The sequence below is a fragment of the Moritella sp. genome (genome assembly GCF_013215705.1).
Classification (GTDB): Bacteria; Pseudomonadota; Gammaproteobacteria; order Enterobacterales; family Moritellaceae; genus Moritella.
On the sequence record NZ_JABSQR010000012.1, the window covers coordinates 116355 to 129684 of the forward strand.

Annotated in this window: 10 protein-coding genes; 2 read left to right on the forward strand and 8 right to left on the reverse strand. The window is 43.3% G+C overall.

Translation table 11 applies throughout. The features are described from left to right. The first annotated feature begins 14 nt into the window (after positions 1-14). Entirely contained in the window at positions 15-644 is a 630-nt protein-coding gene (locus tag HRT96_RS09985) for a TetR/AcrR family transcriptional regulator (RefSeq protein WP_293155750.1), read from the forward strand. Between the two features lie 86 nt (positions 645-730). On the opposite strand, the gene HRT96_RS09990 is transcribed toward HRT96_RS09985, so the two are convergent. The 3 genes from HRT96_RS09990 to HRT96_RS10000 all read right to left on the reverse strand — a co-directional run bounded on the left by HRT96_RS09990 (position 731) and on the right by HRT96_RS10000 (position 3619). After that, on the reverse strand, positions 731-1360 hold the full coding sequence (locus HRT96_RS09990) for a flavin prenyltransferase UbiX (RefSeq protein ID WP_293155753.1): 630 nt from the start codon (positions 1358-1360) through the stop codon (positions 731-733). Positions 1361-1467: 107 nt separating this feature from the next. After that, a complete protein-coding gene (gene mpl / locus HRT96_RS09995; protein ID WP_293155756.1) occupies positions 1468-2901 on the reverse strand; it encodes a UDP-N-acetylmuramate:L-alanyl-gamma-D-glutamyl-meso-diaminopimelate ligase in 1434 nt (477 codons plus the stop codon). A gap of 4 nt (positions 2902-2905) precedes the next feature. After that, positions 2906-3619, reverse strand: a complete 714-nt coding sequence (locus HRT96_RS10000) for a hypothetical protein (RefSeq protein ID WP_293155758.1) — start codon at positions 3617-3619, stop codon at positions 2906-2908. Positions 3620-3721: 102 nt separating this feature from the next. On the opposite strand from HRT96_RS10000, the gene serB reads away from it, so the two are divergent. Further along, on the forward strand, positions 3722-4882 hold the full coding sequence (gene serB, locus HRT96_RS10005) for a phosphoserine phosphatase SerB (protein WP_293155760.1): 1161 nt from the start codon (positions 3722-3724) through the stop codon (positions 4880-4882). Positions 4883-5001: 119 nt separating this feature from the next. Here serB and HRT96_RS10010 read toward each other — a convergent pair whose 3' ends face one another. The 5 genes from HRT96_RS10010 to HRT96_RS10030 form a co-directional block, all read right to left on the reverse strand. After that, positions 5002-7362: a PilZ domain-containing protein gene (locus HRT96_RS10010; RefSeq protein WP_293155763.1), complete on the reverse strand. Its 2361-nt coding sequence runs from the start codon at positions 7360-7362 to the stop codon at positions 5002-5004. A gap of 122 nt (positions 7363-7484) precedes the next feature. Beyond that, positions 7485-9083, reverse strand: coding sequence for a GGDEF domain-containing protein (locus HRT96_RS10015; protein WP_293155766.1), 1599 nt, complete (start codon positions 9081-9083; stop codon positions 7485-7487). A gap of 279 nt (positions 9084-9362) precedes the next feature. Beyond that, positions 9363-11033: an energy-dependent translational throttle protein EttA gene (ettA, locus tag HRT96_RS10020; RefSeq protein ID WP_293155769.1), complete on the reverse strand. Its 1671-nt coding sequence runs from the start codon at positions 11031-11033 to the stop codon at positions 9363-9365. Positions 11034-11230: 197 nt separating this feature from the next. Then, a complete protein-coding gene (gene deoD, locus HRT96_RS10025; RefSeq protein ID WP_293155772.1) occupies positions 11231-11944 on the reverse strand; it encodes a purine-nucleoside phosphorylase in 714 nt (237 codons plus the stop codon). Positions 11945-12068: 124 nt separating this feature from the next. Beyond that, a complete protein-coding gene (locus HRT96_RS10030) occupies positions 12069-13283 on the reverse strand; it encodes a phosphopentomutase (protein ID WP_293155812.1) in 1215 nt (404 codons plus the stop codon). Between the last annotated feature and the right edge of the window lie 47 nt (positions 13284-13330).

Here is a 13330-nt window from a genome sequence, read left to right on the forward strand (position 1 = left end):
TTTTGGATGCACATATGGAAATGCCTGCAGTAATCAGACGGCGCACCCGTCTCTCTCCCGAAGCACGTCGTGCACAATTAATGCAGTGTGCAATCGAAGTATTTTCTAAACGTGGCCTCGGCCGTGCTGGTCATGCTGAAATAGCAGAATTAGCGCAAGTCTCCGTCGCCACGGTATTTAACTACTTCAGCAGCAGAGAACAACTGGTTGATCATGTCTTAATACAGATTGAAGACTTCTTCAGCCACATGGTGCGTAAGAACTTTATTGATATTACCGGACAACAAACCAACAGTGCCCATCAAGCTATTCATAATTACTTAGCCGATTTTGTTGATGCTGCGATCAACAATCCACAATTTACCTATATCTGGCTGGAGTGGAGTTCGTCGATTCGTGAGGATACCTGGCCACGTTACCTGGCTTTACTCGATAGCAACATTGCAATTATCAGTAACAAGATCGCACCGGCGATCGCATCTGGTGAAATAAATACGTATTTAACCACCACAGAGTTTGCCCGTAGTCTGTCAAATCAAGGTTATATGATCTTGCAGTTGGTCAATCAACCGCAAGCGATGGACAGAGAAAGTATTATTGCGTTTTTAGAGAAGTACGTGACGTCGGCGTTGGCGAAAGGCTAGGGATAGAGAGGAGAATACCCCCTCCTAACCTGCCCCTCACTTTTTATTGTAGAAAGTAGGGGAGGAACTAGAGAAAGGCTTCGTTTTTAACGTCCCCACCCGGCATAAATCGACTGATCTACATCTAAGTGATCTAGAATACGGGCGACCATCAAATCAATTAAATCATCCAGGGTTTTCGGCTTACGGTAGAAACCCGGTGCCGCTGGCATGATCGTTACCCCTAACCGCGATAATTTCAGCATATTTTCTAAGTGGATCGGTGACAATGGCGTTTCCCGTGGGATCAAGACTAACTGCCCACGCTCTTTTAATACTACGTCAGCAGCGCGTTGTAATAAGTTGGTCGACATACCTTGCGCGACGGCGGCTACCGTCCCCATACTACATGGGCAGATCACCATCTGTTTTGGCGCACCAGAACCCGAAGCCACTGGCGAGAACCAATCTTTACTGCTAGGGACAAATAACTGCCCTGCTTTCGCTTGGTATTTATCGGTTAAAAACGATTGCAGTGCTTTATTGTCTGCAGGCCACTTTTCATCGGTCTCCGTCGCCATGACTATCTTGGCGGCATCCGACATCAACAAATGTACTTGTACATCTGCCGCTAGTAATAACTCTAATAAACGTATCGCATATTGCGAGCCGGACGCGCCACTGATACCTAAGGTAATACGTTTACTAAATTGGTGCGCTTTAGTTTGCATGGACATCATGATCCTTGTTCTTATAATTCATCATTGCTAATTTTTCTATTTCTATTTAATTTATTGGATTTAACTAACATGCTATTTTGATTTAGCCCATTTGATTTAACGGATCATAACTGCGCTAACAATTTATCATGAATACCAGCAAAACTACCATTACTCATAATTAATACATGGCAAGGTTCATTCCGTGCATGCGCGCGCTTGCTGATCTCGCCAATCAATGTATCAATGTGCTGATGGATAACCGCTTTATCACTGTTATCAACATCCACGCTCGCACCCTGTCTCAAACTATGCTCAGTACACAGCTCATCAGCAACAGGCTGTAGCGCCCAATCTAACCCTTCCGGTTGGTATAACAGTACATCGTCAGCCAGTGTTAACGATTGTGCTAACGCTTGTTGATGCGTGCCCATGCGCATGGTATTCGAACGTGGCTCTAATACCGCAATAATACGTTCATGACCAACAGCAGCACGTAATCCCGCTAATGTAGTAGCGATCGCAGTGGGGTGATGAGCAAAGTCATCATAGACCCGGATACCCTGCACTTCACCTTTAACTTCCATACGTCGTTTTGGGGTTTTGAACTCCCCTAGCCCAGCAATTGCTTGGCTTAATTCAACGCCCGCATAATGCGCAGCGGCGATCGCCATCATGCCATTTTGTAAATTATGCTCGCCAATCAAATTCCAATTAACCACGCCCGCTAATTCGCCTTTACAGTAAACTTCAAATTGACTGGCATCAGCACGTAATTTCTTCGCTTGCCAATGGCTACCATCAGACCCGGGCTTTTTATCCCCTAAAGACAAACGCTGCACCGGTGTCCAGCAACCTTGGGCTTTGACTTCATCCAATGCCGGTACATTATCAGGCATTAAGATCAGGCCATTACTGGGTACCGTTCTGACTACGTGATGGAATTGCCGTTGGATCGCAGCTAAATCAGGGAAGATATCCGCGTGATCATATTCAAGATTATTCATGATCAGGGTATTTGGTTGATAGTGCACAAACTTAGCGCGTTTATCAAAAAAGGCGGTATCGTATTCATCAGCTTCGATAACAAAAAAGTAACCACCGCCCAAACGCGCCGATTCAGTAAAGTTCTGTGGTACCCCGCCAATTAAGAACCCCGGATCTAACCCGGCATATTCTAAGATCCATGCGACCATAGCCGCCGTTGTGGTTTTGCCATGAGTACCAGAAGCTGCGATCACATAGCGATGTTGTAATAAATGTGTCGATAACCACTGTGGTCCTGAGGTATACGCTAACTTGCGGTTTAACATGTATTCGACACAAGGATTACCGCGAGACATGGCATTACCGACAATCACCATATCTGGTGCCGGATCAAGCTGGCTGGGATCATAACCTTCAATCAGTTCGATACCTTGCGCTTCTAACTGGGTGCTCATTGGCGGATACACATTGGCATCTGACCCCGTGACTTTGTACCCCAGCTGTTTAGCCAGTACCGCAATGCCACCCATGAAAGTGCCACAAATACCGAGAATATGTATATGTTTAGACATCAGATTACCTTTTTGAACGAAATTTATGATGCACGCGGTTGATCGTCACACCGATAATGACACCAAACAGCAAGAGCAACAGAAACAAGATTAAAATAGAAATAGTGGCATCAAACTGGAAAATAGTGAAAGTTTTAAGCATTTGTTGATAACCAAAATGCAACTGTAAAAATCCCACTGGTTTGTTGTCCGCTAATATCGGTCTTAAATAAACACGTACTCCCGTTGGCGCGACATAGTGTTTGTTCGCCATTAACGCTTCGACATAATCGTCTTGTGACGAATTTAATAATTTACCATTTTCAGAAAAAATATGCAGGCTAGTCACATATTGATTTTCGCTTACCTCATCCACCAGCTGTTGCAGCTGTTTTTTGCTGTTAATACGGATAATACGATCAGTCGAGCTACGCGCTACAATCAGATTAGCCGCCATTTTCGTCGGATAATCCAATAATGAATGCACCAATATATCGACTTGTTGATAACGAGACGCCGTGACATTGTTATATAACGAGATGGCAATGAAAATGAAAAATGTGCTCAGACTTAATGCGATCAGCAATGAGGTTTGCCCTTTCAGAAATTTATTCCGGCGATTAGACTTATTATCCTCAGTGCCTGGGCTGTCTTTGCTCACCTGATGCGTAGCTAAGTGCGGTTCATGCCCAGCGATCGCTGTGTCTGCAGGCTTGTCATTATTCTTAGTTTTAACCACAACGAACTCCTTTCTGAATAGCGTAATTACGAATCGCAATTTTAAGTCGAATGCGTTATCTTTGCTAGTAGTAACCTATCGATTACAAGGATTAGTAGCAAAATGACTCAACTCGCTGAGACTTTATTTAGTAATACCCCGCCAATAGCATGGCAACAATTGTTAACCTTGCAAAGCACCGAAATCAAACAAGTCACTTACTGTCAGGGTCAATTTAATATTTCTGCGCAAGAACGGCAAGTGATGAATAAGAGTAATAGTCATTATCTCACCTTAATCGGCCCGACTATAGCCAGTGATGCCTTACTCAATTTATTGTCCGCATTAAGTCAGCTACAAGTATCCGCGCAAAGCAGCGGTGATATTATCATTTATCCACCAGCGACCTATTCATTAGAAAATAGCCCATTAACCCACGATGCTTCGGCGGACACTCAAGCCTGCACGCAGGGCAATATCATTGTTTTAGGTTTTGCTGAACTATTCACCGAACTTTCAGCTAAGCTCTTAAATAAACAGCGCCAGCAATTTAACGATACATTAACGAGCTGGAGTAACGATTACCACATTGATTATGCACTTAGTCAAACATTACCGAGTTTAAAGCAACCCGGCGTGGTATTAATGGATATGGATTCAACCACCATTCAGATTGAATGTATTGATGAGATCGCCAAGCTAGCGGGTGTCGGCGAGCAAGTTGCCGCAGTGACAGCCAAGGCAATGAATGGCGAATTAGATTTTTCAGCAAGCTTACGTTCACGTGTTGCCACACTGACTAACTGCCCTGAAGCGGTTTTAACCCAAGTTGCTGATGCGATGCCGCTGATGCCAGGGCTAGAGTTACTCATTGCTACCTTACACCAAGCCAATTGGAAAGTAGCTATTGCATCGGGGGGGTTTACTTATTTTGCCGAGCGTTTGCAAGCCGATCTCGGTTTTGATGCCGTTTATGCCAATGAGCTAGAGATAATCGATGGTTTCTTAACGGGTAAGGTCATTGGCGATATTGTCGATGCACAGGTAAAAGCCGATACACTGCAAGCCTTAGCACAGCAATATCAGATAGCGCCACAACAAACCGTGGCAATTGGCGATGGTGCCAATGATTTAATCATGCTTAAGAGTGCGGCGTTAGGGGTCGCGATCCATGCTAAACCGATTGTCCAGCAACAAGCACAAGTGGCATTGAATCATCACGATTTAGAAGGCTTAGTCGGATTATTACAGGCGGCAAACTGTGTCGAGGCCAGTTGGTCTTAGTGCTGTTAATAAATCGACCTTAGTACTGTTAATAAATAGACCTTAGTACTAATAGCAAATTGGGTACGCCCACGTTGATGATACTTAAATGAAACTAAGTACAACGTGGGCACGGTTTGCTAACGCATGCGCCGCAGACCAAGTCGATACAATAACTCCTCTGACACGTCAATCAAGTCAACCACACCCCGTACGCTCCACAGTTCATCTTCCAGTTTTTGCGCTCTGTGTACTGCATAATGGCTGACATAGTTAAGTTCTTTTTCAATGTATTCCATATCCGGCCGGCCAGTACGTGACAACATCAATTGAATAGCAAAGAAAGTGCCTTTTTGTAAACTATGGCTAATAAATTGGCGGCGTTCATGGTCATCACTAAAGTCTTTTTCAAATCGCGTGTTAACCTCACCGTCACTTGCCGCAACGGTAATATAAAGTACCTGCTGCCAAGGCCGATAAGTCGACTTTAAACCTGCTAATGCCTCATCAAAAACCTGCTTAATACGGCTGTCCGCAAACAAAGGATAAAGGTTATAGGGCGCTTCAGGTTGGCCAAATAGTTCAAACAAGGGTAATAAGCTATTTTTATTCTGACTAATGCCGATCCTATCTACCTGATAACTGTTGTTTACCTTATGGATATACAGGGGCACGCTCGCCAAATTATGGCAATACATATTCCGTAATACCGCAGTGACACCCGGTGATTGACTCGGTTCTGGCATACTTTTTAACTTATCTTTATTACTGCTAATTAACAAATTAAAAAACTGACAACCAATATGACTGTCTTTATCACCGGCGATCTGCAGGTGCAACACAGTGTTGGCTTTATTACAGCCAACCACACTGTAGGGTAAATCAACCAGGGTCACTTTCTTGGATAGTTTTTGCAGCATAGGTAATTCAAGGTAAATACGCTGGCCGATCTGGACATCCAGGGGCTCCTCTAACTCGATCTGCAAGCCTTCGGTAGAAAAATCATTGCTCCAGCCTTTCATACTACGCTCAGAATTACTGGCTATAATTGCGGTTTTATAACTGAATCTTGCTTCTTTGCGTAATTGTACAAATTTGAACTGGGATAAAACTGCGCTTTGATTCGCCACGGGTAGGCGATATTGGTGCAGTTGATTAAAGTCACTGCCCTGCTGCGTATACGCCTTATAGTCATTCAAAATGTGTTCATTGGTAATATCTTGCAGTAACCCGACCCAACGAATATGTTGTAATGCTGCAAGCGTTCTCGAGCCGAGTGGCTGCTGCTGACTTTCTGCGCCGAGCAAATGTTTGTTTTCATCAAATACAGACGGGTTTAACGATAGCTTGAATACCCGAAAATTAGGCCGCTGACAAGCAAACGATAAAAACAAGGCTTTTAAACCCGATGTGGCCAGGCTAAGCGCATCTGCCGCATAAAAATACAGTCGGCCGTTTTGGCTATAATAAAAGCTGTAGATGGTCGTTTCAATACGTTGCTGCGCTTGTAGCAAAGCTTGCATCCAAGGGGTTTGCCAGCATGCTTCTAACTGACTCTTAGACTCTTCATTGACCCAATAATCATACACACCACGGTTATTTTCATTCAATAATAAATAACTCAACACGGGCTTATCATCAGCTGTTACATATAGCGGCAAACCAGACATACGCGGTAAAAAGAATTGTTCATAGCCTTTGACGACCACATTCTCTTCCTGATAACGGACGTTAACTTTATATTTACTCTTATTTTGGGTGATCAACTTACTAATAAAAACATCTAATTCGTTGTTATCATCAATACGCATTAAACGTAAATAATCACATTTATCTTCTTCGTCTACCCCCATCAGCTTGTAAGCAAAAAAGTCTCGCAGCAAGTGATTGGCATATTCCTGGCGTAAACTAAAAAAGTTCACACTGACTAGACTACCAACGGCAATATTATGGTCTTTATCAATTTTAACTTTAATGCCACTGGTTGATATATCCGATGTCATTGCATCGACAAGGCGATCGCCAAACCGCAGTTTTATCCCCGAACTATAATGCATACGTTCTTCGTTACGGATAAAATAAGACGCATACTGGACTGGTTCAACGGTAAACGGGGCGGCCGGGTCCATCACTGCAACATCACGTTCAGCGGCGGGTTTACTGCGTTCACTTTGATGGTAAGCTAATACTTCTTCGTAGATACCTAAGGTATAATGACCCTGGTGCTGACCTAGCAGGGTTTCTAATAATTTAATTTCGGTCGGCGTAATGTGATGTAAAATACCGTCGTATTCATAACCGGTCACATCACTATTCGCGCGTTGGCGAAAATCAAGGATACGGCGAGTCGGCGCAGAAAGGCGCTTGACCTCCATCTTGATCAAAAAACGTGTACTCTTGCTTTGAGCTTCCGTCAACTGTTCCAACAAACGGTTAAAGTCAGGTTCATAATACAAGGTTGTTAATTTTTTAATTACGTCGGCGTAATTAGATAATTCCATGTGCTTGATCACTGCTCAAATTTGAAAATGGATACCATTACGGTTAGCGATAGTACGATAAAATGCATAGCCAAACCGTCAATAAATAGATAATAACGTTAACTAAGCAAAATAAGTGCCATTTAACAGACTATTTTCTTTCTTTTTTGATGATGTTCATTTTTTATCGCGTACATTTCATTATCTGCCCTCGTCAATAGCTCATCAGCACTCATATTTGAGTGATAAACACTATAACCAATGCTAATACCGATAGATACATTACACACGGTCAAGGCAAATGATTGCAATAAAGTGCGTTCAATCTTGTCACTTAGCAGTGCTGCATACTGCAGATCAGCATTCGGCAGTAAGATCACAAATTCATCACCGCCTAAACGTATTAATAGCTCACCAGGCGCGCCGAGTAAACGAGAAATGCGCAGCGCAACGGCAATTAATAGTTCATCCCCTGCCGCATGGCCATAGCGATCGTTGACCTGCTTAAAGCGGTCTAGATCCATAAACAATAATACCGGACTAATCTTACCGGTTTTAGCCAGAGGCAAAATATGTTCGAGGGTATCCATGAGCAGCGCCCGATTCGCTAATCCTGTTAAGTTATCATGCATTGCCGCATACCGTACATGTTGCTCCGCGCGTTTTCTTTCCAGTACCTCGCGTTTTAAGCGTTGATTAATCATCAACAAATAACATAACCATAAGCCATTAAATAGCAACGTCGCGACAATCACCTTTAACCAGACACCCCACACCTGCCAGTCTATTTTCGCCCGTGGGGGAATATAAATAAATTGACTGAAATCACTGCCTTTGGCAATTAAATCAAAATCAATCAACTGCTGTTGCATATCCCGCAAATGCTGTTGATTGATATAACCAAGTGGCACAAAATCTGGCAAGATAAAATCCCGCATGGTAATTAACTGGTATTTCATTTTATTACGCGATGACAAGGACGGTAACTGACTTAAACCGAGCAGTACATCGAGCGTTTCTTCAGTATGGGTTAAGGCATATTCCCAGCCTTGTAATACCGCCGCTCGCACCGCAGCAACACGTTCAGGGTTGGCGTTGGCTTCTTCACTATAGAAATCGATGCCATACTCTTTGGGCATGAAAATAATCGGATCAACCCCCTGACGCACTACATTATAAGGACCACTGGTTAAATTAATGCTTAAGGCGTCGAATTGATTATTCACCAAGGTGGTAATATCCCGCGTCACCGACGGCGATGAGATATTAATGGATTGGATATGGTATTTACGTAATAAACTGATCACTTCAATATCTTGAAGTTCGGGTAATAACAATACCCGTTTATCATTTAAGTCCGCTAACTTATCAATACCCTTGTTTTTTAGTACCAATAGCGCCGCCGGAGAATGCTGAAATAGCACCGCAACTGCAACCAATGCTCGGCCATTACCTTTTTCAATCAAGACATCGGCATTGCTGACACCGTATTCAGCGTCACCGTCATCCACGGCTTGGGTGATTGATTGGCGAGAGCGCGATAAACGTAAATCAACGTCGAGTCCTTGCTGCTTAAAAAAACCTTTATGCAGAGCCATATAATAACCAGCCGATTGGACCATCGTGGTCGGCGGCAACAAAATACGAACATGCTCAACGTTATGCTCGGCGCGCACTGCAAAAGAGATGCTCCCGAAATACAGCGGCAGGATGATAAAAATAGTGTATTTAATTAAAGTCACTGGGAATAAAACAATCCATTGTTTATAGTGTGTCGCTATTTTGCCAATTAGTTAAATCGAAAGCAAAATTTCATTGCGAACAATGACCTAGCGACAACTAATTCACGACGTCTCTCCAGAGTAATGATGACATTTTGTCGCATTTTAAAGACAAAGCCATTATAAGTGGTCATGAAACAAGTAAAAAAAAGCCTGTAATATCATAATTACAGGCTTTTAATCTTAATTTGTCTAGTCTGGAATGTGTATCCCATTTATGTCATCAAGGATGAAACAATGTTAGCTAATGCGTTTATATTTAATACGGTGTGGTTGCATCGCTTCAGGCCCTAGGGTTTTCTTCAACCATGCTTCGTAATCTGTGTAGTTACCTTCGTAGAAGTTCACTTGGCCTTCATCACGGTAATCTAAGATATGGGTAGCGATACGATCGAGGAACCAACGGTCATGGGAAATAACCATGGCACAACCGGGGAACTCGAGAATAGCTTCTTCAAGTGCACGTAATGTCTCGATATCCAAGTCATTGGTTGGCTCATCCAGCAGTAATACGTTACCACCGGCCTGTAACAATTTAGCTAAATGCAAACGACCACGCTCACCACCAGAGAGCTGACCGACACGTTTTTGCTGATCGGTGCCTTTGAAGTTAAAACGGCTGCAATAAGCGCGTGATGACATTTCAAAGTTACCGATTTTGATCGTATCCAGGCCATCGGATAATTCTTGCCAAACGGTGTTATCGCCGTTCATGTGATCACGGAACTGATCAACACTGGCAAGTTTCACACTTTCACCCACAGAAATAGACCCTGAGTCTGGTGATTCGCTGCCATCTAGCATTTTAAACAGCGTGGATTTACCTGCACCATTGGGACCGATAATACCGACGATAGCGCCTTTTGGCATCGAGAATGATAAGTCATCAATTAACACCCGACCATCATAGGCTTTACATAAGTTTTCAACTTCAATTACTTTGTCGCCTAAACGCTCGCCCGGTGGGATGTACAGTTCATTGGTTTCGTTACGACGTTGGTAATCTGACTGGTTCAGTTCTTCAAAACGCGCCATACGCGCTTTACTTTTCGCCTGACGACCTTTTGGATTTGAACGTACCCATTCCAATTCTTTCTCAATCGATTTTTTGCGGGCACTTTCTTTTGATGATTCTTGTGCTAAGCGGGCATCTTTTTGCTCTAACCATGAAGAATAGTTACCTTCCCATGGAATACCTTCACCACGGTCAAGCTCTAAGATCCAACCGGCGACATTATCCAGGAAATATCTATCATGGGTGATCGCCACAACAGTACCTTCATAATCATGGAGGAAGCGTTCTAACCAAGCCACAGATTCTGCATCCAAATGGTTGGTTGGTTCGTCAAGTAGTAGCATGTCGGGTTTTTCAAGTAACAAACGACAGATAGCAACACGGCGACGCTCACCACCCGATAGGAGTTTAATTTTTTTGTCCCATTCAGGTAAACGTAATGCATCGGCAGCACGCTCTAGTTGGTTTTCGATGTTGTGACCATCGTGTGCTTGAATGATAGCTTCGAATTTTTCTTGTTTCTTGGCTAGCTTATCAAAATCTGCATCCGGTTCTGCGTAATCGGCATAAACTTGGTCAAGACCAGCCATTGCATCTTTAAGTTCTGAAATCGCTTCTTCAACGACTTCACGCACTGTCTTTTCTAGATCCAATACTGGTTCTTGCGGCAAGTAACCGATTTTAGTGCCAGCAAGCGGACGCGCTTCACCTTCAAAATCTTTATCTACGCCAGCCATAATACGTAACAGGCTTGATTTACCAGAGCCGTTTAAACCCAATACGCCGATCTTAGCGCCAGGATAGAAACTGAGTGAGATATCTTTAAGAATGTGACGCTTCGGGGGCACAATTTTGCCAACACGATGCATCGAATAAATAAACTGAGGACCAGCCATTATGTTCTCTTTTAACAAGGAATAAGGAATGTGGGATTAGTGTAAACCTTGCATGCGGTTGATACAAGTATTCATCAGCACCACACAGGAGAGCAGTGATATTCAGCACTATATGTAGAACACAAAGTACAGAGTAAAGCAGAGATAAAAATGCCCACCAATTTGCATTGGTGGGCATTGTTCAACAATAAGTTGTATTAGTCTTCGATTAACACAGACTCTAATGCCATGATGATCATGTCATTGAAGGTTAATTGACGTTCTTCAGCAGTCGTTACTTCACCGGTACGGATGTGATCAGACACAGTACAGATACAGATAGCATTTGCGCCGAATTCAGCCGCCACGCCGTATAGACCAGCCGCTTCCATTTCTACGCCAAGTACACCTAATTTTTCCATTGAATCAAATAATTCTGGTTTTGGTGTATAGAATAAATCAGCAGAGAAGATGTTACCTACTTTCACATCGATTTTACAGGCTTTAGCAGCACGGGTTACTTTGCTTAGCAGTTCCCATGATGCGATTGCTGCGAAATCATAACCGTCAAAACGTGCACGGTTAACAGCAGAATCGGTACAGGCACCCATGCCGATCACAACGTCACGTACTTTAACGTCAGTGCTGATCGCGCCACAGCTACCAATACGGATAAGGTTTTTAACACCGAATTCAGTAATTAATTCTTTGGCATAGATAGAACAAGATGGGATACCCATACCTGAACCCATCACCGAGATACGTTTACCTTTGTAAGTACCCGTGAAACCTAACATGTTACGCACGTCATTGACTTGTTTAACGTCTTCTAAAAATGTTTCTGCGATATATTTAGCGCGTAGCGGATCACCTGGGAATAATACCGTTTCAGCGAAATCACCTTTTTCTGCATTAATATGTGGAGTTGCCATTATTGTTACCTTATTATTTTTTGAAATGTTCAACATTCTATAGTTGAGCAGCGTTATTTATAGTAATTTTCGAGCGAAAATACCCGCCCGATATATAAAATCATGGTTGTTATAACATCAGTGTTTATAAAAAACTGGTACCGTAATCAAGTTTTGGTAACCCGTGATACGCCGCGATTGACTGACCAATATCGGCAAATGTTTCACGTAAACCCAGTGGCCCTTTTGGTACATTGTGACCATAAAATATGACGGGGATATGTTCACGGGTATGGTCCGTACCTGGCGCGGTTGGATCACAACCGTGATCGGCGGTTAATACCAGCACATCACCTTCATCTAGAATGGCTAATAACTCAGGTAAACGCGTATCAAAATACTCTAGCCCTTTTGCATAACCAGCGACATCGCGGCGGTGACCCCATGATGAATCAAAATCAACAAAGTTAGTGAATACGATGGTCTGATCACCGGCTTGCTTAACCTGCTCTAACGTCAGGTCAAATAGCGCTTCCAGCCCCGTAGCTTTGACTTTTTTAGTAATACCTTGGTGAGCATAAATATCGGCAATTTTACCCACACTCACCACTTCACCACCCGACTCAACCATACGATCAAGTAAGGTTGGCGCTGGCGGTAATACCGAATAATCACGGCGATTACCAGTACGGGCGAAATCGCTCTTATCATTACCGATAAATGGACGGGCAATAACACGACCAATGTTGTACGGTTCTAATAATTCACGGGCTAATTCGCATAACTTAAGTAAGCGCTCAAGACCAAAGGTTTCTTCGTGACAAGCAATTTGGAATACGCTGTCTGCCGAGGTATAGAAAATTGGTTTGCCAGACGCCATGTGCTCTGCGCCCAACAGATCTAAGATCTCAGTACCAGAAGAATGGCAGTTACCTAAATAACCCGGTAAGTCTGCTTGTTCAACTAACTGATCCAGTAATTCTTGTGGGAAGCTGTTTTCAGTATCAGAGAAATACCCCCAATCAAACAGTACGGGTACACCGGCAATTTCCCAGTGGCCACTTGGCGTGTCTTTACCACTTGAGATCTCTTGTGCGTAACCGTATGCGCCAATAACCTCTGCACTTGCATCTAAACCAGCCGGGAATGTACCCACACTATCCCCGCATGCATGCGCAAGACCAAGTTTAGTTAAGTTAGGAATATGCAGCGGGCCTTCACGACCGTCATTGGCTTTACCATCAGCACACCACTGGGCGATGTGACCAAAGGTATTGCTGCCTACATCACCAAATTTATCCGCATCGGCCGAAGCACCAATGCCCAATGAATCCAACATTAATATAATTGTACGTTTCATCATTTAAACCTATTTCCATTCACTATTCTTTATAAACAGTACTATTC

Excerpts from the sequence above, each read along its gene's own strand:
- HRT96_RS09990 (WP_293155753.1), bottom strand. The coding sequence starts at position 1,360 with ATGTCCATGCAAACTAAAGCGCACCAATTTAGTAAACGTATTACCTTA.
- mpl (WP_293155756.1), bottom strand. The coding sequence starts at position 2,901 with ATGTCTAAACATATACATATTCTCGGTATTTGTGGCACTTTCATGGGT.
- deoD (WP_293155772.1), bottom strand. The coding sequence starts at position 11,944 with ATGGCAACTCCACATATTAATGCAGAAAAAGGTGATTTCGCTGAAACG.
- HRT96_RS10010 (WP_293155763.1), bottom strand. The coding sequence starts at position 7,362 with ATGGAATTATCTAATTACGCCGACGTAATTAAAAAATTAACAACCTTG.
- serB (WP_293155760.1), top strand. The coding sequence starts at position 3,722 with ATGACTCAACTCGCTGAGACTTTATTTAGTAATACCCCGCCAATAGCA.
- HRT96_RS10030 (WP_293155812.1), bottom strand. The coding sequence starts at position 13,283 with ATGAAACGTACAATTATATTAATGTTGGATTCATTGGGCATTGGTGCT.
- HRT96_RS09985 (WP_293155750.1), top strand. The coding sequence starts at position 15 with ATGGAAATGCCTGCAGTAATCAGACGGCGCACCCGTCTCTCTCCCGAA.
- ettA (WP_293155769.1), bottom strand. The coding sequence starts at position 11,033 with ATGGCTGGTCCTCAGTTTATTTATTCGATGCATCGTGTTGGCAAAATT.